General features: G+C 30.1%; 18 protein-coding genes and 4 tRNA genes. 15 read left to right on the top strand and 7 right to left on the bottom strand.

Annotation, left to right across the window (positions count from 1 at the left end):
* Positions 1-75: 75 nt before the first annotated feature.
* The 3 genes from ACRC8M_RS12900 to ACRC8M_RS12890 form a co-directional block, all read right to left on the bottom strand.
* Complete coding sequence (locus tag ACRC8M_RS12900; protein ID WP_438529505.1) at positions 76-1,203, bottom strand: aminotransferase class V-fold PLP-dependent enzyme; 1,128 nt, start codon at positions 1,201-1,203, stop codon at positions 76-78.
* Between the two features lie 52 nt (positions 1,204-1,255).
* Complete coding sequence (locus tag ACRC8M_RS12895) at positions 1,256-2,887, bottom strand: Na/Pi cotransporter family protein (protein ID WP_438529504.1); 1,632 nt, start codon at positions 2,885-2,887, stop codon at positions 1,256-1,258.
* Positions 2,888-3,111: 224 nt separating this feature from the next.
* Positions 3,112-4,308, bottom strand: coding sequence for a dicarboxylate/amino acid:cation symporter (locus ACRC8M_RS12890; protein WP_438529503.1), 1,197 nt, complete (start codon positions 4,306-4,308; stop codon positions 3,112-3,114).
* 178 nt (positions 4,309-4,486) lie between these two features.
* Here ACRC8M_RS12890 and hflX point away from each other — a divergent pair, with 178 nt between their 5' ends.
* The 5 genes from hflX (at position 4,487) to ACRC8M_RS12865 (ending at position 6,720) form a co-directional block, all read left to right on the top strand.
* Positions 4,487-6,280 carry a GTPase HflX gene (gene hflX, locus ACRC8M_RS12885; protein ID WP_438529502.1) on the top strand — a complete coding sequence of 598 codons (1,794 nt, stop codon included), beginning with the start codon at positions 4,487-4,489 and terminating at the stop codon, positions 6,278-6,280.
* A gap of 111 nt (positions 6,281-6,391) precedes the next feature.
* A tRNA-Gly gene (locus tag ACRC8M_RS12880) sits at positions 6,392-6,467 on the top strand.
* Between the two features lie 20 nt (positions 6,468-6,487).
* Positions 6,488-6,562: transfer RNA gene (locus ACRC8M_RS12875), tRNA-Glu, on the top strand.
* Positions 6,563-6,564: 2 nt separating this feature from the next.
* A tRNA-Ala gene (locus ACRC8M_RS12870) sits at positions 6,565-6,640 on the top strand.
* A gap of 3 nt (positions 6,641-6,643) precedes the next feature.
* Positions 6,644-6,720: transfer RNA gene (locus ACRC8M_RS12865), tRNA-Met, on the top strand.
* Positions 6,721-6,814: 94 nt separating this feature from the next.
* On the opposite strand, the gene ACRC8M_RS12860 is transcribed toward ACRC8M_RS12865, so the two are convergent.
* The 4 genes from ACRC8M_RS12860 to ACRC8M_RS12845 form a co-directional block, all read right to left on the bottom strand.
* Positions 6,815-9,421: a cation-translocating P-type ATPase gene (locus ACRC8M_RS12860; protein ID WP_438529501.1), complete on the bottom strand. Its 2,607-nt coding sequence runs from the start codon at positions 9,419-9,421 to the stop codon at positions 6,815-6,817.
* A 258-nt stretch (positions 9,422-9,679) separates the two neighbouring features.
* Complete coding sequence (gene carB / locus ACRC8M_RS12855; protein ID WP_438529500.1) at positions 9,680-12,886, bottom strand: carbamoyl-phosphate synthase large subunit; 3,207 nt, start codon at positions 12,884-12,886, stop codon at positions 9,680-9,682.
* A gap of 40 nt (positions 12,887-12,926) precedes the next feature.
* On the bottom strand, positions 12,927-13,979 hold the full coding sequence (gene carA / locus ACRC8M_RS12850; protein WP_438529499.1) for a glutamine-hydrolyzing carbamoyl-phosphate synthase small subunit: 1,053 nt from the start codon (positions 13,977-13,979) through the stop codon (positions 12,927-12,929).
* A 9-nt stretch (positions 13,980-13,988) separates the two neighbouring features.
* Positions 13,989-14,171, bottom strand: a complete 183-nt coding sequence (locus tag ACRC8M_RS12845; protein ID WP_438529498.1) for a hypothetical protein — start codon at positions 14,169-14,171, stop codon at positions 13,989-13,991.
* Positions 14,172-14,318: 147 nt separating this feature from the next.
* Between ACRC8M_RS12845 and ACRC8M_RS12840 the strand changes: the two genes are divergently transcribed.
* From ACRC8M_RS12840 to ACRC8M_RS12795, 10 genes are all read left to right on the top strand, one after another.
* Positions 14,319-14,702, top strand: a complete 384-nt coding sequence (locus ACRC8M_RS12840) for a GrdX family protein (RefSeq protein ID WP_438529497.1) — start codon at positions 14,319-14,321, stop codon at positions 14,700-14,702.
* Between the two features lie 109 nt (positions 14,703-14,811).
* Complete coding sequence (gene rapZ, locus ACRC8M_RS12835) at positions 14,812-15,681, top strand: RNase adapter RapZ (RefSeq protein WP_438529496.1); 870 nt, start codon at positions 14,812-14,814, stop codon at positions 15,679-15,681.
* A gap of 6 nt (positions 15,682-15,687) precedes the next feature.
* Entirely contained in the window at positions 15,688-17,457 is a 1,770-nt protein-coding gene (gene uvrC / locus ACRC8M_RS12830) for an excinuclease ABC subunit UvrC (protein WP_438529495.1), read from the top strand.
* A gap of 4 nt (positions 17,458-17,461) precedes the next feature.
* A complete protein-coding gene (locus ACRC8M_RS12825) occupies positions 17,462-18,394 on the top strand; it encodes a hypothetical protein (protein WP_438529494.1) in 933 nt (310 codons plus the stop codon).
* Entirely contained in the window at positions 18,395-19,906 is a 1,512-nt protein-coding gene (locus tag ACRC8M_RS12820) for a SpoIIE family protein phosphatase (protein ID WP_438529493.1), read from the top strand. It begins immediately after the preceding gene.
* A gap of 87 nt (positions 19,907-19,993) precedes the next feature.
* A complete protein-coding gene (locus ACRC8M_RS12815; protein WP_438529492.1) occupies positions 19,994-21,514 on the top strand; it encodes an ABC transporter ATP-binding protein in 1,521 nt (506 codons plus the stop codon).
* Positions 21,507-22,556: an ABC transporter permease gene (locus ACRC8M_RS12810; RefSeq protein ID WP_438529491.1), complete on the top strand. Its 1,050-nt coding sequence runs from the start codon at positions 21,507-21,509 to the stop codon at positions 22,554-22,556. The genes ACRC8M_RS12815 and ACRC8M_RS12810 overlap by 8 nt, the downstream gene beginning before the upstream one ends.
* Positions 22,556-23,437 (top strand): ABC transporter permease, encoded by an 882-nt coding sequence (locus tag ACRC8M_RS12805; RefSeq protein ID WP_438529490.1) that lies wholly within the window; start codon positions 22,556-22,558, stop codon positions 23,435-23,437. The genes ACRC8M_RS12810 and ACRC8M_RS12805 overlap by 1 nt, the downstream gene beginning before the upstream one ends.
* Before the next feature lie 21 nt (positions 23,438-23,458).
* Positions 23,459-24,367, top strand: a complete 909-nt coding sequence (locus ACRC8M_RS12800) for a DUF1385 domain-containing protein (RefSeq protein ID WP_438529489.1) — start codon at positions 23,459-23,461, stop codon at positions 24,365-24,367.
* Between the two features lie 131 nt (positions 24,368-24,498).
* On the top strand, positions 24,499-24,801 hold the full coding sequence (locus tag ACRC8M_RS12795) for a cysteine-rich small domain-containing protein (RefSeq protein ID WP_438529488.1): 303 nt from the start codon (positions 24,499-24,501) through the stop codon (positions 24,799-24,801).

Below are 24,801 nucleotides of genomic sequence, written 5' to 3'. Positions count from 1 at the left end.
CCAAAAATACTTAGCAACTTTTTCACTTTTTATCCTCCCTATTTTTTTACGCTTTGGAAAGTATAACATACCTTTTTAGATTTGTAAAGCAATATTTTCTAGTGTTGATAAGGCAAATTCAATCTCTTCATCTGTATTGAAATATCCAAAAGAAAATCTTACAGTTCCTGTTTCATAAGTCCCAATAACTTTATGAGCTAATGGTGCACAATGAAATCCAGGTCTTACAAAAATATCAAACTCTTCATCTAAAATTTGTGCTAAATCTCCACTGTCAACTCCATCCATATTTAAACTTACAACAGGTCCTTGCTCCTCTGTTAAACTTTTATAGATTTTTATTTTTTTTATATCCTTTAATCCCTCTATAAATTTTTTAGTTAATCGCTCTTCATGGGCTCTTATTTTATCCAATCCTATTTCATTTATAAAATCTATTCCAGCTCCTAAACTTATTACTCCAGGAGTATTTATCGTTCCTGCTTCTAAAAGCTCTGGCATCTCTTTTGGTTGTCTTGAAAGTTTTGAAAAACTTCCAGTCCCTCCCTCTAAAAGAGGTTCTATTTTTACATTATCACTCAAACAAATTGCACCTACTCCTTGTATTCCAAAAAGTGATTTGTGTCCTGTCAAACATAATATAGATATATTATGTTTTTCCATATCTATATATGAATAACCTGCACTTTGTGAAGCATCTAATATAAATAAAAGATTATACTTTTTACATATTTTTCCTATCTCATCTATATTTTGTATAGTTCCATTCACATTGGATATATGATTAATCACAACTGCTTTTGTTTCTGAGGTTATATTTTTTTCAATCTCATTGTATGTATTAACAAAAGTAAGTTCTATATTTTTTTCATCCTGCATATAAAATAATGGTCTTAAAACAGAATTATGCTCAAAATTTGTTGTTATAACATGTGAATTTTGAGGAATTGCACCTTTTATTGCAAAGTTTAATGATTCTGTTGCATTAGCTGTAAATGCCACATTCAAACTATTTTTTACATTAAAAAACTTTGCTATTTTATCTCTCACTTCATATATTTTTCTTCCAGCCTCTACAGCTTTTCTATGCCCTGCTCTTCCTGGATTTGCATTATACTCCCTCACACCTACCTCTAAAGCTTTATAAACTACCTCTGGTTTTGGTGAACTTGTTGCTGAATTATCAAAATAATAGTTCTTCATACTTTTCTCCTCTTAAAAAATAATAAAGAGAGGATTTCTCCTCTCTTTTATCTTAGTTTATTTTTGCAAAAACTTCAACTATATTGTATAAGTGATCCTTTATTCTTCTATAGTTATTTAAAATATCCATATACCCTGTACTTAACATCGCTGGCATTACATTTTCTGAAACATGCTCTAAATGCTCTGCTCTTGCTCTTTTATACTCTTCTTTTATAAAGTTACATTTTTTTATTGCCCCTATAAATAAATCTCTATCTCTTAATTCATAAGCTCTATTTATATCATCAAATAAATCTTCAACATTAACATGCAATTGATTTAAAGTGGCTCTTTTGTATTCACTTAACTCAATTCCATTATCTTGCATCTTTTTCATTGTCTTAGCAATTCTTAATAAGTAATCACTTATAGTTTCATATTCATCACAAGTTTGTAAATTTTCTCTAGTATCTTCAGTATTTGCATGATCTAATGTCCCATTTAAAATATGGAAGTTCACATCTGAGATCTCTTTTTGGAATAAATCTAAAGTATCTTCTAACTTCTCTATTTTTCCAACTTGACTATCTATCTTTTCTCTACCTGAAAGAACATTATCTAACTTCATAAATATCTCTTTTATATGTGTACCCATAGTTAAAATTTCTTTTTGTGTTTGTTCTACTACCACTGATGGTGTATCTGCCATTAAAATATCTAAATGAGTTACTCTCTCTTTTGCAACTGGTGAATCTGATTTTACTACTTTGCATAAGAAATCAGCTAAATATCCAGTAAATGGTATAAATAGACATACGTTTAGTATATTAAACATTGTATGAGCTGTTGCAATAGCTGCTGTTAAATTATTTACTGGGTCCAATATACTTTCTAAGAATCCTAAATAAAATCTAAATATTGTTGTTGCCCATAAAACTCCAGCAATATTTATTATTGTGTGTGCATAAGCCGCTCTTTTAGCATTTGCTGTAGCATTTAAAGATGCTAATAAAGCTGTTATCGTTGTTCCTACATTTTCACCTAAAACTAGTGCTACTGCTGTTGGGTAGTCAATTAACCCTTGTACAGCCAATGTTATTGTAATACCTAAAGTTGCTGAAGAGGATTGAACAACTGCTGTTAATAGTGCTCCCACTGCTGCTGCTTTCAATACTCCAAAATATGTATCTGCTGTAAACGCATGGAAAAGTGATACGAACTCTGGTAATGATCTTAATGGTTTTAAACCATCACTCATTAATTCTAATCCAAAGAATATAAGTCCTAATCCCATAATTGCCATTGCTCTAGTTCTAGCTTTTTCACTAGTGAAGAACATTGTTGAAATAGCTGCTGCTCCGGCCATTGGAAGTCCATATTTTCCTATTTTTAAAACTAGTATCCATCCAGTTATTGTCGTTCCTATATTAGCTCCCAGTATTACTCCTAGTGCTTGCTTTAATGTTAATAGTGATGCATTAACAAATCCTATTGTCATTACAGTACTTACAGATGAAGATTGAACTAGTGCTGTTACAAATACTCCCATTCCTATTGCCATAAAACGGTTTGTTGTAAGCATAGCAAGAATTTTTTTCAATCTCTCTCCTGCCATTTTTTGCATTCCTTTAGACATATTTTCCATTCCATATAAGAATAGACCTAGTCCTCCTAGAACCTTAAAAAAGATATCTAAGTACATTTTTCCTCCTAAATTTTACTTTTTTATTTTAATTTTTTGGTTAAATAGTCAATCTGGTAAATTCTAACACGTATTTTAATAAATGTAAAATAAAAAACTATTTTTTAACTTAAAATTTACACGTTTTTAACATTAAAATAAATTTTCATAAAATAAAAAAAGAGGTGTTTTTTTCCAACACCTCCTTTACCCCTTGTTTTTACTAATATTTATCTTTTATATTCCTATATGTTATCAAAGAATTCTTTAGGATTTTTTTCAAGTTTAAATCCTGCTATTTTATTTACAATAATAGCTATTGCTCCATCTCCAGTTACGTTACAAGCAGTTCCAAAGCTATCTTGTGCTAAGTAAAGAGCAATCATTATTGATGTTAATGTTGGTGGGAATCCTAGCATTGTTTCAATAATTCCTAATGCTGCCATAACCGCTCCTCCTGGAACTCCTGGTGCAGCAACCATTGTAACTCCTAACATCAATATAAATCCAAACATTGTTCCAAAAGATATACTCATTCCATTTAACATCATTATTGCCATTGCACAACTTACCAATGTTATTGTACTTCCTGATAGATGTATTGTTGCACAAAGAGGTACAACAAACTCAGCAATACCTGTATTTACACCATTCTCTTTTGTTTGATTCAGTGTTACTGGTATCGTAGCTGCTGATGACTGAGTTCCTATAGCAGTAAAATATGCTGGTAACATTGTTTTTAATAATCTAATTGGATTTGCTCCTGCCATTCCTCCTGCTATAAAGTAAAGTATTAAAAGTATTGTTAGGTGTAATAAAATAATTACAGCAAATACTTTAGAAAATACTGTTAATATTGTTGCAACTTGTCCAGCATAAGTCATATTTGCAAATATTCCAGCTATATGTAGTGGTAAGAATGGAATAATTATATTTTTTATAATTCCCTCTACAACTTTTTGGAATTCATTCATTACATCTTTTATTGCATGTCCTTTTACTATCGCAATTCCTATTCCCAAAATAAAAGCCATTAATAATGCTGTCATTACATCCATTATTGGAGGCATATTTATTGTTAAATATCCTGATAATAACGCATGTTCTGGATTATCTGCCGTTTCTAGCATTGACCCTGTTTTTAAAATCATTTTAAATACCGCTGTATTTACAAAGTATGTAATTGAACCTGATAAAACTGTTGAAATATATGCTATTGCTGTTGTTATTCCCAATAATTTACCTGCTCCTGTTCCCAAATCACCAATTCCAGGTGCAACGAATCCGATTATGATAAGCGGTATTGAGAATTTTAAAAAGTTTCCAAAAATACCATTAAATGTTGCTAATAATCTTATAGGTACCTCCATTCCTAACATACCTACTCCAATACCAATTATAATTGCTATAATCAGTTTTGGTAAAAGACCTATTTTTTTCATTTTTTCTCCTCCCAGTATTTAACTTTGTTTATAAAAGAACCAATAATATATGTAATACTACATTTTTTTCGGATTTGCAAATATTTTTTGTATAAGTATCATTAAATTTGTATTTTTTATATATATGTAGTAAAATTAATATAAAAACTTAATTATATTAAGGTCAAGGATGTGAAATATGATAAAAGGTAATGTTGAAGGAGTTAGAGATTCTATTTTAGCAGAATTAGATACTATTTATAGTATGAGTGTTGAAAAAGGAAGACTTGTTAGCCCTGAAATTGTTGCACTTATAACTGATATAACTAGAGTTATAAATCGTGAAATTAGTGTTTCAATTGATAGAAAAGGAAAAATATTAGAAGTTGCTATTGGAGATAGTAATAGTGTTGAACTACCTATTTTAGAAATCTCTAGTAAAAAATTAAGTGGAGTTAAAGTTATTCATACTCATCCCAATGGATACTCTAAACTTTCTATGATTGATATTTCAGCTTTATTAAAATTAAAATTGGATGCTATATTAGCTATTGGTGTAGGAGAAACTGAAATAACAGGTGTTAATATAGGATACTGCAAAATAGAAAATCAAGAACTAACTTATGAAGAGATTGAAAATTTATCTCTAGATAAAGTTATATCTACAGATTATTTAGATAAAGTTTTAGAAATTGAATCTGAATTAAGAAAAAGTGATGTTGTTGAAGATGACAGTGAATATGCTATAGTTGTTGGTGTAGATTCTGAAGAAAGTTTAGATGAATTAGAAGAGTTAGCTAGAGCTTGTGACGTTAATGTTGCTGGAAGAATTTTTCAAAAGATAAAAAGAATTGATAATATCTTCTATATTGGTAGTGGAAAAGTTAGAGAACTAGCTTTGCTAAGACAAATTAAAAATGCTAACTTAATAATTTTTGATGAAGAGTTAAGTGGTGTTCAAATTAAAAACTTAGAAGCTGTTACTGGATGTAAAGTTATTGATAGAACAATACTTATTCTTGAAATTTTCGCTAGAAGAGCTAGAACCAGAGAGGCTAAAATACAGGTTGAGCTAGCACAACTTAAGTATAGAAGTCAAAGACTTATCGGTTTAGGAAGTGTCATGTCAAGAACTGGTGGAGGAATTGGAACTAAGGGACCTGGAGAAAAAAAGTTAGAGATAGATAGAAGAAGAATTAAGGATGAAATCTTCGCTCTTAGACAAGAGTTAGAAAAAATTAAAAAAATTAGAGCTCTTCAAAGAACTAAAAGAGAAAGCTCGGGTATTCCTAGAGTTTCTTTAGTTGGATATACCAATGTAGGAAAGTCAACACTTAGAAATCTTCTTGTGGAAATGTATCCAAGTGATAATACTGTTAAAAAGGAAGCTGTTTTTGCTGAAAATATGCTTTTTGCAACTTTAGATGCTACTACTAGAACTATGGTCCTTCCAGATAAAAGAGTTACTGCTTTAACAGATACTGTTGGATTTGTTAGAAAACTTCCTCATGACTTAATTGAAGCTTTTAAATCTACATTAGAAGAAGTTATTTTCTCTGACTTACTTGTTCATTTAGTTGATGCTTCAAGTGACACTGTTGTTCAACAGATTAGATCCGTTGAAAATGTTTTAACAGAATTAGGGGCAATAGATAAACCTACTATACTTGCTTTAAATAAATGTGATGTAGCTACTGAGGAACAAATTGAAAAATTAAAAGAATTATATGGCCATATGGATATCATTGAAATTAGTGCTAAAAATGAAATTAATATTGATTTATTAATGGATAAAATTACAACCTCTTTACCTAGAACAATGAAAAGAGTAGAACTTTTAATCCCATACTCAGATAGTTCAATTAATGCTTACTTACATAGAAATGCAATTATTGAAAGTGAATCTTACGAAGCTGAAGGAACATTAGTTATTGCTACTGTTAGTGATGAAGCTTACAATAAATGTTCTAATTTTATTATAAAAGAAATTTAAACCACTAAACTTTAAATAAAAAGCCAAAATTTTTGGCTTTTTATTTTTAAAAAAAATTTAAAAAATTGCGTTGACATTTTTTTTATATTATGATACTATATTTTTGTGATTGCGGGAGTAGCTCAGTTGGTAGAGCGTCAGCCTTCCAAGCTGAATGTCGCGAGTTCGACCCTCGTCTCCCGCTCCAACAAAATATTTGGTACACCTGCCCCGTTCGTTCAGTGGTAAGGACAATAGATTTTCACTCTATAAACAGGGGTTCGATTCCCCTACGGGGTACCATTGGGGATATAGCTCAGTTGGGAGAGCGACGCACTTGCACTGCGTAGGTCAGCGGTTCGACTCCGCTTATCTCCACCATTTGCCTAGATAGCTCAGTTGGCTAGAGCACCCGGTTCATACCCGGGCGGTCGAAGGTTCGAATCCTTTTCTAGGCACCATTTGAAACTTTACACTCTTAATAGGAGTGTTTTTTTTTACTTTATTTTTTCTATATAATCCATATTAAAAAAAAGCTGCTTAAAGCAGCTTTTTTTATCTATCATATTTTATATATTTTAATACTTGAATTATTAATGTCGGTGTAAATGCTAATATTGTCATTTCTCCAAAATTCATTACACTCAAATCAGATACTGCAAACATTTCATGGAATGCTGGAACTAATAAAACCATATATAGTAATGCTGCTCCTAATAAAAATGCATATATACTAAACATATTTTTTGTTATCCCTAATTTTATTATAGAACCATTCCCTCTACAATTAAATCCGTGGAACAATCTTCCTAAACATAGTGTTGAAAATGCCATAGTACTTCCCAAACCAACATCTCCTTTGGAGTATCCTAAATAAAATGCAACCATTGTTACAATTGCAATTAACATCCCTTCCATTAAAATTCTTCCCGATAATTTTCTATCTAGTAGTGGAGCATTAGCTTCTCTTGGTTTTTCATCTAATACATCTCCGTGAGAAGGTTCCATCCCTATAGCAATTGCTGGTAAACTATCTGTCAATAGATTTATAAATAAAAGATGCACTGGTGCAAATATTACAGGCAATCCCATTAAAGAAGCGTAAAATACCGCTAAAATTCCAGCTGTATTTCCAGATAATAAAAATCTTATTGAATTTTTTATATTGGCATATAAATTTCTACCTGTTACAACCGACTTTATTATTGTAGAAAAATTATCATCAGTAAGTATCATTGATGCCGCATCTTTTGAAACTTCTGTTCCTGTTATCCCCATAGCTATTCCTACATCTGCCTTCTTAAGTGCAGGAGCATCATTTACTCCATCTCCTGTCATAGCACAAATTTTTCCTAATTTTTGCCATGCTGAAACAATTCTAATTTTATGCTCTGGGGAAACTCTTGCGTAAACAGATATCCTTTCCACATGCTTCATAAGCTCTTCATCACTCATTTTTTCAATTTCAACACCATTTAAAGTTTCATCCCCATCTTTGTATATACCTATCTCTTTGGCAATAGCCTTAGCTGTAACTTTATAATCCCCTGTTATCATAACTGGTTTTATTCCAGCTCTTATACAATTTTTTACTGCTTCTTTAGATTCTTCTCTTGGAGGGTCAATCATACTAATTAATCCTATAAAAATAAAACTATCTTCATCTGAAAATTCTAGCTCTCTTAGTGTATCCATCTCTTTCATTGCAAAAGCTAAAACTCTTAAACCATGTTCTGCAAAATTTATATTTGCTTTTTTAATACTTTCTATATCTGATTCTGATATTTTCTCAATATTTCCATCTTCTCTTAGTATATATTTAGCTTTTTCTACAACAACATCTGGAGCACCTTTAGTTATTAAGTAGTTTTTTCCTTCAATCTCATTTAAAGTACTCATCATTTTTCTATCTGAATCAAATGGCAGCTCTTTTAGTCTAGAATATTTATTTCTAATTTCAACTTCTGCTAAATTGTATTTATGTCCTACATTCACTAAAGCTATTTCAGTTGGATCACCAATCTCTTGCCCACTATTATTTACCGCATCACTACATAATATAGCACTTCTTAAAAGTCCAATCTCAATTTTTGAGTTTAAATCAATTTTTTCAGATTCTACTACCTTACCATCTACATAAAGATGTTGAACTGTCATCTTATTTTGTGTTAACGTTCCCGTTTTATCGGAACAAATTACAGAAACACACCCCAAAGATTCTACTGAATGAAGCTTTTTTATAATAGCGTTCTCTTTGGCCATCTTTTGAGTACCAATTGCTAAAACTATTGTTACTATAGATCCTAAAGCTTCTGGAATTGCAGCTACCGCTAAAGCTACAGCAAACATTAATGAATCCAGTATATTTATTCCTCTAGCTACACTCATAAAAAATACAACTATACATAAAACTATTATAGCAATTGATAATTTTTTTCCAAATTTCTCCAATGATTTTTGTAATGGTGTCATTGCATCTTCAGTTTCATCCAACAACGATGCAATTTTTCCTAACTCTGTTTTCATACCTATCGTTGTCACTAAAATCTTTGCTCTTCCATAAGTTACTAAACTTCCTGAAAAAACCATATTTTTTTGATCTCCCACTGTTAGACCTGTTGTATCTATAGTTTGAGATATTTTTTCCACACTTTCAGACTCTCCTGTCAATGAACTCTCATTTACCATCAAAGAGTGAGTTTCTAAAACTCTACCATCACTGGGTACAACATCTCCAGCTTCTATTAAAACTATATCCCCTGGAAGTAATTCTGATGAGTTTATCTCTTGCTTTTGACCATCTCTTATGACTTTAGCTTTAGGAGAAGACATCTTTTTTAAACTCTCCAATGATTTCTCAGCTTTTAAATGTTGAACAGTACCCAAAATTGAGTTCATTATAATTACTGCTAAAATTACTACTGTACTTTCTTTATTTCCAGAAATAAATGAAATTGCTGCTGCAACCAATAAAATTATTACTAAAAAATCTTTAAATTGCTCTAAAAAAATTGCTATTGCAGTTTTCTTTTCTTTGCTGTTTAATACATTTTCTCCATACTCCTCCTTTAGTTTTTCTAAATCCTCTTTTTTCAATCCCGATTCAGAAGTGTCAAAATATCCTAACAACTCCTCTTTACTTTTCGAATAAAAATCCTTCATAGATTTCCCTCCATATAATTTTATACTTTTAATTATTTACCGACTTAATAGATATTTTCATTTTTCAAAAATAAAAAAGACTTTCAGTGTAGGTTAAAACCTACACTAAAAGTCTTGTCACCTTTTTAGGCGTATAGTACCAGATTTTTTCAAATCGAGATGTTGACACTATACTTTTGACTACTCCCTTTGAGTATATCTATATCTTTATATTACTTAATAAAGTTTATACTCTTTTTTTATGTTTGTCAACTTTTTTTATATTTGTGCAATATCAAACACATCTAAGTCCATCTTATCAACATTTAACTCTTGAACTTTTATTATTGCATTTAAAGTATCTATTGAAGTTAATACCTCTACTCCATATTCAATAGCTGTTCTTCTTATTTTAAATCCATCTCTTTGAGCATCATTCGCTTTAGTTGGAGTATTTACCAATAAATCCACTTCTCTATTTTTTAATAGATCTAAAATATTTGGTGATTCTTCATTTATTTTTCTTACAGCTGTTGCTTCAATCCCCTTTTCTGCTAAATACTTTTGAGTTCCCTCTGTTGCAAACAATTGACAACCTAAATTTTTCAATGATTTTGCAACTGGTAAAAATTCATCTTTATCCTTATCTCTTATTGTTAAAAGAACCTTTCTATTTCTTACGTTCTGAACTCTTCCTCCACCTAAAAGACCTTTAAATATCGCTTCATCTGCTGTGTGTCCAACTCCTAAAACTTCTCCTGTAGATTTCATTTCAGGTCCTAATGAAACTTCAACTCCTGATAATTTCTCTGTTGAAAATACTGGAACTTTAACTGCAACTACAGATGGTTTTTTATAAATACCTGTTCCAAATCCTAAGTTTTGAAGCTTTTCTCCCATTATTACTTTTGTCGCTATATCAATTACTGGAACTCCAGATATTTTTGCTATATAAGGTACTGTTCTTGATGATCTTGGATTTACTTCAATTACATATAGTTCATTTTCATATGCTATGAACTGAATGTTCATCATACCTTTTATTTTTAGCTCTTTTGCAATCTTTCTTGTAATCTCTTCAATTTTCTTTTCTGTACCCTCATATAAATTTTGTGGAGGATATATTGTTATTGAATCTCCTGAGTGTATTCCAGCTCTTTCTAAATGTTCCATAACTCCTGGTATTAAAATGTCTTCACCATCACATATTGCATCCACTTCCACTTCAATTCCATTTAAATATTTATCTATTAAAACTGGATTTTCAGGATCTCTTTCAAATGAAGCTTTTAAGTAGTTTACAAGATTATACTCATCGTGACAAATCTCCATCCCTTGTCCACCTAATACATATGATGGTCTTACTAAAACTGGATATTGTACTTCTGCAGCTATTTTCTTTCCAAGCTCAATATCCCATACTGCCTTACCTTTTGGTCTTTTTACATCTAATTTTTCCATTATATCTTCAAACTTTTCTCTATCTTCTGCAGCATCAACCATCTCTGCTGAAGTTCCAAGTATTGTAACTCCTCTATCTCTTAAGTCATTAGCTAATTTTATTGCTGTTTGACCACCAAATTGAATGATTACTCCTGCTGGCTTTTCCTTATCAATGATATTCATAACATCCTCTGTTACCAATGGTTCAAAGTAAAGTCTATCTGCAGTTGAGAAGTCTGTAGATACTGTTTCTGGATTGTTATTTATAATAATACTTTCTATCCCCATATTTCTTAAAGTTTTTATTGAATGAACTGTACAGTAGTCAAACTCTATTCCTTGTCCTATTCTTATTGGACCAGATCCTATTACTATGACTTTCTTTTTATCTGTTACATCAACCTCATCAAACTGATCATATGTTGAATAGAAATATGATGAATCTGCAGCAAACTCTCCTGCACATGTATCAACCATTTTATAAACTGGTTTTATTCCATAATCTCTTCTTTTTCTAGCAATATCTTGTTCTGTTACACTCAATAACTGAGCTATCCCTTTATCTGAGAACCCTTTTTTCTTAGCATTTCTTAAGAATTTTTCATTTAAATCCTTAAGCTCCATTTTTTTCATCAACTCTTCTTGCTTTACAAGCCACTCTAATTTTTCCATAAAGAACTTATCTATTCCTGTTAATTTCTGTAATTTTTCTTTTACATAACCTCTTCTTAGCATTTCAGCAACAACGAAGATTCTTTCATCATCAGGTCTTACAACAATCTCTTTTAACTCTTCCATCGTCATTTTTTTCACTACTGGATGCTCCAAGTTATATGTTCCAATCTCCAATGATCTTAATCCTTTTAGGAATGCAGCTTCAAAGTTATTTCCAATAGCCATAACCTCTCCAGTTGCCATCATTTTTGTACCTAATCTTTTATTAGCTTTCTTAAATTTATCAAATGGCCACTTTGGAATTTTTACTACTATATAGTCTAGTGCTGGTTCAAAACATGCAAAAGTTTTTCCAGTTACTTCATTTATAACTTCATCTAGTGTGTATCCTAAAGACAATCTCGTTGCAACTCTTGCTATTGGATATCCAGTAGCTTTTGAAGCTAGTGCAGATGATCTTGAAACTCTTGGGTTTATCTCAATAATTGCATACTCAAATGATTTTGGATGAAGAGCAAACTGAACGTTACAACCTCCAACTACTCCTATCTCATTTATTATTTTCAATGCTGATGTTCTTAGCATTTGATATTCTCTATCTGAAAGTGTTTGAGATGGTGCTACAACTATAGAATCTCCTGTATGAATACCAACTGGATCTATGTTCTCCATGTTACAAACAGTTATACAGTTTCCATCTTTATCTCTAATTACCTCATACTCAACCTCTTTCCACCCTAAGATTGATTTTTCAATTAGTACTTGCCCAACTCTTGATAACTTTAATCCTTTTAATAAAATATCCTCTAACTCCTGAGGGTTATCTGCAATTCCCCCTCCTGTTCCTCCTAAAGTATAAGCTGGTCTTACAACAACTGGATATCCAATCTCTTTTGCAACTTTAAATCCAGCATCTAAAGTTTCAACTATTTTACTCTCTATTGTAGGCTCTCCTATTTTATCCATAGCCTCTCTAAATAACTCTCTATCTTCTCCTCTTTTTATAGATTCAATAGATGTTCCTATAACTCTTACGTTATACTTTTCAAGTATTCCTTTATCGTTTAATTCAACTGCCATGTTTAGAGCTGTTTGTCCACCCATTCCAGCTAATATAGAATCTGGTCTTTCTTTTGCAATTACTTTTTCAACAAACTCCGCTGTAATTGGCTCTATATATATTCTATCTGCAACTGCTTTATCTGTCATTATTGTTGCTGGATTAGAGTTTATTAATACAACTTCTACTCCCTCTTTTTTTAACGTTTCACATGCTTGAGTTCCTGAATAATCAAACTCTGCTGCTTGCCCTATTATAATTGGCCCCGATCCTATTACCAGTGTCTTTTTTATCGATTTATCTAACATTATACGCCTCCTACAAAATCTACTTAAATAGCCTCAAAAATTAACCCTCTATTACTTTTAAAAAATCATCAAACAGATATTCTGAATCAGCTGGTCCTGGCCATGCTTCTGGGTGATATTGTACACATAAAATTCTATACTCTTCACTTCTCATCCCTTCGATAGAGTTGTCATTTAAATTTATATGTGTTACTTTCATTGATTCAGGTACTTTATCTACAACATAACCATGATTTTGTGATGTTATAAATATTCTATTTTTTTCTAAATCTTTAACTGGATGATTACATCCTCTATGTCCATACTTTAATTTTGTTGTTGTTCCACCTAAGGCCCAAGCTAGCAGTTGATGCCCTAAACATATTCCAACAATAGGTAATTTTCCAACTAATTTTTTTATTTCGTTTATAACCCCCGTCAACTCTGCAGGATCTCCTGGTCCATTTGATAAGAACACTGCATCTAGATTATGTGACAGTAACTCCTCTGCAGTCACATTCCAAGGAAATATAATCTGATGAACTCCTCTTTTTTCAAATGATCTTAATATATTTCTCTTAACACCAAAATCTATTACCCCTATTCTCTTTCCAGGTCCAGGAATTTCATAAATCTCTTTTGTACTAACTTTTTCTACAGCATCGCTATTATTAAATTTTGCAAAATGCTCATCTATCTCTTTTTGAGTTAAATCTTTTGAAGTTATTAAAGCCTTCATTGCCCCTTGCTCTCTAATTATTTTAGTTAGATGTCTTGTATCTACACCCTTAAATCCAACTACATTATATTGTCTTAAGAATCCTTCTAACGTCATTTCACATCTAAAGTTATTTGGAAGTTTTGCGTCCTCTTTAATAATAAATCCTTTTAACTTTATTCCACTAGACTCCATGTCCTCTAAATTTATTCCATAGTTTCCAACCATTGGATAGGTCATTACAACGATTTGACCATAATATGATGGATCCGTAAGTAACTCTTGGTACCCTGTCATTCCTGTATTAAATACAAGTTCTCCAACGCTTTCCCCTAATTCTCCAAAAATTTTTCCATCAAAACTCATTCCGTTTTCAAGAATTAACTTCCCCTTCATTTAAACCTCCTAAATTTTTTGCATAAAAAAAGGAATATGAAAATCATATTCCTTGTCTATATAAATATTAAAATTAAAAACCAATAAATTTAAAAACATAAATAAATTATTAATGAATGAAATAAATAAATTTAAAAACGACAAATAATTTTTATTTTTTTTCTTAATTTTTGTGCCATTTTTAAAAACCATATTCCATCCTCCTCTTTTTTGCTCTGAGAAAGAGTATATACTAATTTTAAAAAGTTGTCAATTTTTATTTTTTTACTCTTGATATATTATGGTTTACGTTGTAATATTACTACTGAAAAATCATACACATAAAACGGGAGGTTTTTTATGGATTATAAAATCGTTACCAATAATAATAAAGTTTTCAATTTTTTCAAAGAAACAGATAATGTAGTTTATTTAGAGGGATATAATATTGAAAAGGTTCTAAATTTTATCGAACAAAAATGTTTAGAAGGACATAGATTATTAAGTGATCCTATTTTATATAATTTAGAAAATCTAGATAATCCTTTTAAATCAATTTTAATAACAGATAAACAAATCGAGGATAATACTCACTCAATTAAAATAATTGTTGGTGTTTTAGATATTATTAAAAAAGTTAATTTTACGCCTAAAGAAACTCAAAATGAAATCTCATTAGAAGAGTTTAGATTTGTTGATTTAAATCTGATTAGAGATAGTATCACAAAAATTAGTTTACTCTAAATTGCACTATTTTGGATAGGATCAATCCCTATCCATTTTTTATTTTTTTATATAATTTTAATCTTTATTATTGTATAATAAAGTAAAACATATTTGGAGGAAATATATCATGGAGCTAATCATTTTAACTGGACTTAGCGGCTCTGGAAAGTCCACTGGTTTAAAAACTTTAGAAGATTTAGGTTTTTTTACAATGGACAATATTCCATTTCGATTTGCAGGAGTAATTTTAAAAGACTTAAAAAATTCTACTAAGGATAATGGTGTAAAACGAATTGCTTTAGGTTTAGATATTAGAACAATTATCAATGAGAATGATTTCAATACTTTTTTTAACGAAATTGATAATTTAAATATCGATTATAAAATAATCTTTTTAGAAGCATCTACACAATCTATTTTAAATAGATACAATTTAACTCGAAGAAAACATCCTTTGACAAAAGAAACACTTTTACAAAGTATTGAGGATGAAATCTTTCTTATGGAGGATATTAAAGATAAAGCTAATCTTATTATAGATACTAGCTTTTTAAGTGCTAAAGAACTTTCTAGAAAAATTGAAGTCGCTGTAACATCTTTTTCTAAAAATATTCTTTTAAATATTCATTTACAATCATTTGGCTTTAAACATGGAGTTCCTATTGATGCTGATATGATTTTTGATGTCAGAACTCTTCCAAATCCATATTACTTAGATGAGTTAAGAGAACAAACAGGTTTAAATGATGAGGTTTATGATTATGTTATGAGTTTTGAAACTTCAAGAATTCTTTATGACAAAATCTTAGATTTAATAACTTTTTTAATTCCAGGTTATATAAAGGATGAAAAAAGACACTTAACAATAGGAATTGGTTGTAGTGGTGGAAAACATAGATCTGTTTCATTTGTTAGAAAACTTGAAAAAGATTTAAAAAATATTAGTGAAGTTAACATTTTTTCTATTCATAGAGAAAATGAGAGAGGAAATTGGTAAGATGATATGATAACTATTTTTAATAAAGAGATTCCAGATAACCCTGGAGTTTACTTGATGAAAAATAATTCTAAAATTATATATGTTGGTAAAGCTAAAAACTTATCTAAAAGGGTTTCTTCTTATTTCAATAGAGAGCACCAAGATGAAAAAACAAAGGAACTTGTCAAACATATTGATGACTTAGACTTTATAATCTGTAACACAGAAATCGACGCTCTAATTTTAGAAAACAATCTGATAAAAAAATATTCTCCAAAATACAATATTAGTTTAAAAGATGAAAAAACTTATCCCTATTTATTAATCACAAATGAAAGTTTTCCTAAAATATCTATTGTTAGAACTACTAAAAAATTGAATCTTAACTTAGGTGATTATTTTGGACCATACCCTTATGGTGCATGGAACTTAAAAAAAACTCTTTCAAAATTTTATCAAATTAGAGATTGCAACAGAGATATGGAAAAAATTTATCCTCGACCTTGCTTGAAATTTTATATGAAACTTTGTAGTGGTCCCTGTGTTAATAAATCTATTATTTCTCAATATCAAGAGAATATAAAAGATATAAAAGAGATTTTAAAGGGAAATACTAAAGCTATTCTAGAAAAGCTTCAAACTCAAATGACTCTAGCTGCCGAAAACATGGAATTTGAAAAAGCTATTTTTCTTAGAGAACAGAAAAAAGAGATTGAGACAAATATTCAAACTCAAATAAGTGATGCTAATAACTCTATTGACGAAGATATCTTTACATTTAATCTAGAGGATAATAAGATTTTTTTATGTGTTTTAAATATTCGAGATGGAAAAATTCTAGGTAAAAACTTCCATGTGATCAATTTAGAACATAAATTTTATGATGATATTTTAGAAGAGATTCTTATGATTTATTACTCTAAATTCCCTATTCCTAAAAATATTATTTTTCAAGAAAATTTAGAAAATTTTCAAGATAAGATTGATTATTTATTTCAAAATATTTTTAGTAAAAAACTCTCTTTTTTCTTTCCTAAAATTAAATCTAGAAGAAAAGAGTTGTTAGATATGGGATTACTTAATTTAAAAAAAGATACTGATAACTTCTACAATAAAAAATCCATTGTTGAAAAAGGATTAAATGATCTTTATATAAAATTAAAGTTAAAAAGATTTCCATTTAAAATTGAATGTTTTGATATTTCTAATATTCAAGGCAAGGATGCTGTGGCTTCAATGAGTGTCTCTGTAGAAGGACGTAAAGCTAAAAAGTTTTATAGAAAATTCAAAATTACAACTAAAGATACTCCTGATGATTTCCAAATGATGAGAGAGGTTATTGAAAGAAGATACAGTAAACTCCCTATTGATGAATTTCCTGATATTATTTTAATTGATGGTGGACTTGGGCAAATTAATGCTGTTGGTGAAATTTTAAAAGGAATTGGCAAAGATGGAATATCGGAACTTCTGAGCATTGCAAAAAAAGAGGAGGAGATATATAAGTACACACAAAATACTCCATACCTATTTTCCAAAAGTGATGAAGCCTTAAAAATTTTACAAAGAGTTCGAGATGAAGCTCACAGATTTGGGGTTACTTACCATAGACTACTTAGAAACAAAAGAGTTATCTCTAGTGAACTAGATAATATCCCTGGAGTTGGCCCTAAGAGAAAAGAACTTCTCTTAAAAACTTTTGGATCTGTTAAACAAATAAAAAATGCTACTTTAGGTGAACTTGAAGAAATAATTCCAAGACACCTAGCCTTAAAAATAAAGGAGATGATTTAATATTATGAAAAAAATTATTTTACTTTTTTCTTTAATTACTCTTGTAGGTTGTTCTCAATTCTCTAGTAGAAAAGATCAAAGCCAAAACATTGTATTTCAAAATTCTGTTCCTCAAGGAAAATATAACTTCACAATTGTTTCCTTAAATTATCCTCAAACTTATAGCGATAAAATCTCTTTTTACAAAACTTTAAATTCAAATTTATCTAATTTAAATGATGTTCAAGCAAATGGAATTAATCTTCTTATTTCAAATGAAATGGATCAAGATTTTTCCTCTCTTTTAAATACTGGATGGTTTGATAAAGAGATTTTAGGTATGAAAATTGTTGAGGACCTTACAAATGACGATATTAATTATTTAAATAAAATTACTGTTGCAACACCTGAAAATGCTGGTAATTTACAGAAACTTTTAAACAAGCAATATTACTTATTACTACAACTTACTGATAATGAATATATGTATAACTCAGAATTTTTATATACTGAACTTGATAAAAGTCTTCTTATGGAAAGTATCTTATTAAATAGAAAATCTTTAATTGATAATTTAAATAAAATTAAAAAGAATTTTATTTACTCTATACATAGTGATGTAACTAATGCCCCTATATACTTATCAACTAATGATATCAACTTGAATAACTTCCCTAATAACCCTGTTATTTTTGAGAAGTCGACTGAGAACTCTGGATTCAAAGTTCTTTCTAATAATTTAATTATTTTTGTTGGAAATGGAAAAAATATCTATTCAACTGAAGATTATAATTTTACAGCTAATATTGTAACTCCAAAATCTTTAGATGAACTAAAAAATATCTCTAGAGATTCTACTGGAGTATCTAGAATTTTAAAATGGAAAAGAAAAGAATGGAGAAAAAATTCAACTAATGAAAATTTAGAAAAAAAATTCTCTACTTGGGAGGAGAATTAATTGATTACATATTTTTCTTTTATTATTTTATTTTTTATATTCTTCTTGATTCTAAAAAAACAAGAGAAAAAAAACTTTGAAGAAACAAGTAAAATTTTAAAAAGTTTTGTCAGCAAAGAGTTTTTAAATGAGATATCTGAAGATTTAAAAAATGACTATGAAAGAGCTACTACAGCTATTACAAAGCAAGATTTAGAGTTAGATAACTCTATTGAAGAACTTAGAGAATACAAAAAAGAACTTGAAGTTACCTACGAATCCCTTTTAACTAAATCTAAACAGCTTGAGTATAGTAATCAAGTTCTAGAACAAAGAGTTGCTAGTTTATCTAATATCAACTCACTTTCAAGAACTGTTTTATCTATAATGGAATTAGATAAAATTATCTCTACTATTTTAGATGCTTACTTTGTTCTAACTGGAGCTAAAAGAATCTCACTTTACCTGTGGGAAGACGGGAAATTAATCAACAAAAGAATTAAAGGAGAGATTCACTTTAGAGGAGAGTTAAGCTATCCTGAAGAGGTTTTATCTCAATTCACACGAAAAGATTATAAGAAAATATATAACGAAATGTTAAAAGGATTTTCTATTACGCCAGATGAAAAAATAATCGCTTCTCCACTTACAGTAAAAGGAAAGGAACTTGGAGTTATTTTTATAATCGAAGATAAATCAAAACTTATTAAAAGTGATGAAGAAACTATCTCAGCTTTGACTATTCAAGTTGCTATAGCTATTAATAATGCTCAAATATACTCTGATTTAGTTATTAAAGAGAGAATGTCTCAAGAACTTGAAGTGGCATCAAGAATTCAAAAAAGAATTATTCCCAAAAAAATAAAAAAAGTTTTAGGACTTGATGTGGCTACATTTTTTGAACCAGCTAAAGAGATTGGAGGAGATTACTACGATTACTCTCTTTTAGATAACAATACTTTTAGTATCACTATCGCAGACGTAAGCGGAAAAGGGGTTCCTGCGGCTTTCCTTATGGCCTTAGGAAGATCAGTTTTAAAAACTTTAGAGCTTCAAGGTGAACAGCCTTCTTGTAATGTACGAAAACTTAATAAACTTATTTATCCTGATATTACAGAAGATATGTTCATTACAATGATGCATAGTAAATATGACTATAATACTAAAACTATTACATATTCAAACGCTGGTCATAATCCTTTAGTTGTATATAATAGTCTTACTAAAGAGATTGAAACTCACTCTGTTAAAGGAGTGGCAATTGGATTCTTAGATGACTATAGCTATAAACAAGATAAATTTCATCTTAATGTTGGAGATATTGTTATCTATTATACTGATGGAATTAGTGAAGCTGAAAATCAAAATAAAGAACTATTTGGAATAGAAAGACTTAAAAATATTTTACTTGAAAGTTCTCATCTTTCTTCAAAAGAGATAAAACAAAATTTATTGTCTGAAATTAACAAATTTCAAAACGGTTGCGAACAGAATGACGACATTACATTTGTTATAATTAAACGAGAAGAATAAAAAAGTTGACTACTTTAATGTAACATAATATAATTTTATAAGGTTATTTTTTAAATTAACCTTGAATAAATTTAGGGAGGATTCTAAGTGAATAATTATATCTTAGAAATGCAACACATCAGAAAAACTTTCTTAGATGGAAAAGTTATCGCAAACGACGATATTACTTTAAAAATCTTAAAAGGTGAAAAACACGCTATTGTTGGTGAAAATGGAGCAGGAAAATCAACACTTATGAAAATGTTAAACGGTCTTTATACTCCTACTTCTGGTAAAATATCTTATCATGGAGAAGAAGTGCAAATAGATTCACCTAGTAAAGCTGCTGAATTAGGAATTGGTATGGTTTATCAACATTTTATGTTGGTTCCCACTTTAACTGTTGCTGAAAATATGATTTTAGGTGTTGAACCTAAAAAAGGCTTATCTTTAGACATCAACCAAGCTAGACAAGATGTCATCGATGTTTCTAAAAAATATGGACTTTCTATTAATCCTGATGCATTAGTATCAGACTTATCTATTGGTATGCAACAAAGAGTAGAAATTTTAAAAATACTTTTTAAAGGAGCAAATTTATTAGTATTTGATGAACCAACTGCTGTTTTAACTCCGCAGGAGATTAAAGAACTTTACAAGATTATGGATAACCTTATTGCTGAAGGAAAAACTATTATCTTTATCTCACATAAACTTCAAGAAGTTTTAGATATTTCGGATAATATTACAGTTATTAGAAGAGGTAAAGATATTGCAAACTTCCCTACTAAAGAAGCTACCAAAGAGAAAATTGCAAATGCCATGGTTGGAAGAGCTGTACTTTTTACTACAGAAAGACCTGAGGTTGAAATCGGTGAAGTTGTTCTTTCTATAAAAAATGTCAGTGTTAAAGATCATCACAATGTAATAAAAGTTAGTAATGCCTCTTTTGAAATAAGAAAGGGAGAGGTTTTAGGAATTGCTGGAGTTGAAGGAAGTGGGCAAACTGAACTTGTTGAAGCTCTGACTGGACTTAAAGAGATTTGCTCTGGGGAAATGATTCTTGATAATATTATCTTAAAAAAGAAAACACCTAGAAAAATATCAAAACTAGGATTAGCTCACATTCCTGAAGATAGACATAAAAGAGCTGCTGTATCACAATTTAGTGTTATGGAAAATTTTGCCCTTGGTCTTGAAAGAGATGAATATTCTAGATTTGGACTTTTAAACTTTTCTAAATTAAGAAAAGATGCTGAAATGTTTATGGAAAAATATGATGTTAGACCTAGAAGTGTTGACACTGAATTTGGTAGACTTTCTGGTGGAAACCAACAAAAGATTATAGTTGCTAGAGAACTTGAAAAGAAAAATAATAATCTTATTATTGCTGGTCAGCCAACTAGAGGTGTTGATATTGGTGCCATCGAATCAATTCATAAATTGATATTAAATGAAAAGGTAAAAGGAAAAGCCATTATGGTTGTTTCCTCTGAATTATCTGAAATTCTAAATCTTTCAGATAAAATAGCAGTTATGTGTGCTGGAAAGATAACGGGAATTCTTTCTAGAGAAGAAGCAAACGAAGAAAAAATTGGAATACTTATGGCGGGTGGTAAACTTGATTAAAAACAAAAAGGTTTTAAATATTCTTGTTCCTATTATAGCAGTTTTATTAGCTTTATTAATTGGTGCAGGTATTATTCTGTATATGGGTGAAAATCCTATAAAAGCTTATTATTACTTATTTACTGGAGCCTTTGATGGACTTACTCCCATTGCAAGAACTCTTTTAGAAGCAACTCCACTTATCTTTACTGGACTTGCAGTTCTAGTTGCATTTAAAGGTGGAATGTTTAACATTGGTGCTCAAGGGCAGATGACTATGGCAGGACTTACTGCTGCTGCTCTTGGTGGTTTTGTTGCTAATATTTTTATAAGCAATGTTTTTGTTATATTATTAATTGGTGGATTAGCTGGTTTTCTTTGGGCTACAATTGCTGGTTGGTTAAAAGCTGAACTTGGAGTTCATGAGGTTATATCTACAATTATGCTTAACTATATTGCAGTTAGCTTTGAACAGTATTGCTTAAATTATCCACTGAAAGCTCCTGGAATTAATCCTCAAACTCCTGCAGTTGCTGAAGCTGCAAGACTAGGAAAATTATTAGATGTTAGAGTTCCTTTAAACTACGGGTTTATTCTTGCCTTAGTAGCTGTATTTTTAGTTTGGTTTATTTTAGAAAAAACAATTTTAGGATACCATATAAAAGCTGTTGGTTTTAATCCTACTGCTGCTGAAAATAATGGAATAAATGTTAAAAAAATAATCATCTTAACTCTTGGTATATCAGGATTCCTTGCTGGTCTTGGTGGTGTTGAAAGAGTTCTTGGTGGTGTTGGTCAATATGCTTATAAAACTGGTCTTACTGCTACTTATGGATTTGATGGAATCGCAGTTGCTCTTCTTGGAAAAAATACTCCTATAGGTGCTTTGTTAGCTGCTATTTTATTTGCCGCTCTTAGAGTTGGTGGTAGAGCTATGCAATTTAACACAAATATTCCAAGTCAAATGGTTATAATGATTCAAGCTATTATTATTTTATTAATTGCTGCTGAAAATATGATTAGATCTTGGTTAGAAAAAGGTTCAAAAGGAGGAGCTGAATAATGGTAAGTATTATTATAAGTTTAATTTTAGCTACAATCAGACAAGCTGCTCCAATTCTTATAACAGCTATTGGTGGAATGTTTTCTGAAGTTTGTGGAGTTGTTAATATTGGTCTTGAGGGAATGATGCTTATTGGTGCTTTCTCTTCGGCTGTTGTTTCTTATTATACAGGAAGTTGGGCTCTTGGAATTTTAGCTGGTGCTATATCAGGTGGATTAATTGCTCTAGTTCATGCTATAATAAGTATTAAGTATAGAGGTAATCAAACTGTATCAGGAGTTGCTATCAACCTTTTTGCATCTGGATTCACTATTTTTATGTTAAGAGTTCTATTTGAACAAGCATCTAATAGTCCATCTGCAACTAGAATTCCGTTACTATTTAACTTCTCTTTATTAATTTATATTATTTACGGATTAGCTATTTGGTCTGGTTACTTTTTATATAAAACAGTTACTGGTCTTAGAATGAGAGCCGTTGGAGAGTATCCTTTAGCTGCTGATACTGTTGGTATTAGTGTTGCTAAGGTTAGATATTTCGGTGTTGTTATGTCTGGTGTTTTTGCTGGTCTTGGTGGAACATATTTAGCTATTGGAGCTCTTAGTCAATTTTCAAAAGATATGTCAGCTGGAAGAGGATTTATTGCTCTTGCTGCTCTTGTTTTTGGAAAATGGAAACCTAAAGGTGTTCTTTTTGCTAGTTTACTATTTGGATTTGCAGATGCAGCTCAAACTATTATTCAACAATATGTGACATTTATTCCTCCACAGTTCATTCAAATGATTCCATACTTACTAACTCTTCTAGCTCTTGCTGGAGTAGTTGGAAAAGCAGTTGCACCAAGTGCTTCTGGAAAACCTTATGACAAAAATACAATCTAATTAAATTTATGGATGGTGACAATGAGTAAAGAAAAATTTTCAAGTGTAGGTGGACAAGCAGTTATAGAGGGAGTTATGATGAGAAATGCAGATCTTCTTGCTACAGCTGTTAGAAAACCCAATGGTGATATAGTTTATAAAAAAACAAAAATATCGAAAAGTAGAAATAAACTTTCTACTATCCCTTTTATCAGAGGTGCAATAACTCTATTTGACTCTTTAGTATTAGGAGTTAAAGAACTAACTTTTTCAGCTAATCAAGCTGAAGTAGAAGAGGAGCAATTATCTCAAAAAGAGGCTGTTATGACTACCATTGTTTCTTTAGCTTTGGGAATTGGTCTTTTTATTGTTCTTCCCTCTGTTATAAGTAGTTTTTTATTTAGAGATAACAAAATTCACAGTAATCTTTTAGAAGCTGGTTTAAGACTTTCATTCTTTGTGTTATATATATTTTTGATATCTTTTTCAAAAGATATTCAAAGAGTTTTTCAATATCATGGTGCTGAGCATAAATCAATTTATGCATATGAGAAGCATTTAGAGTTAACTCCTGAAAATGCAAAGAAATTTACAACACTACATCCTAGATGTGGTACTAGTTTCTTGTTAATTGTTATGTTTATTGCAATTATTGTTTTTACTGGTCTTGATTTTATATTACCTCCTCCAACTAGTTTTGTAACAAAACTTTTTACTAAAGTTATTTTAAGAGTTCTTTTTATGCCTCTAATAGCAGGGATATCTTATGAACTTCAAAGGTACACTAGTAATCATTTGGATAACTGGTTGGTTAAATTAATTGCTGCACCTGGAATGGCTCTTCAAAGAATAACAACTAAAGAACCTGACCTTCAGCAATTAGAAGTAGCTATTGTAGCTATTAAGGTAGTTTTAAATGAACCTGTTGAAAATGCTATAGAGGTGTATTAATATTATATATTAAACATTCAAAAACAGTCTAAATTTTTTATTTAGACTGTTTTTTTGTTTATTTCTCTTGATTTAATTATTCAAGAGTAGTATATTTTAGATGTAGATTTTTTATTTATTTGGGAGGTATTATGAACTATAAATTTAATCAAAATAAAAATTGCGAATTTTTTCCATGTCATAAAATGGAGAATACTGAGAACTTTAACTGTTTATTTTGTTATTGTCCACTTTATATGCTAGGAAATGAGTGCGGAGGTAAGTATAAATATACAGCTGGTGGAATTAAAGATTGTTCTGACTGCATTCTTCCTCATATAAAAGATGTTGGTTACGATCATGTACAAAAGAAAATGATGGAAGTCATTGAAATTGTTAGAAATGAACATCTAAAAGAGATTGGAGAAGAGGACAAAATAATCAGCTTAAAATAA

This window comes from Cetobacterium sp. (assembly GCF_051653945.1).
Classification (GTDB): domain Bacteria; phylum Fusobacteriota; class Fusobacteriia; order Fusobacteriales; family Fusobacteriaceae; genus Cetobacterium_A.
This window is presented reverse-complemented; position numbering and strand designations above follow the sequence as displayed.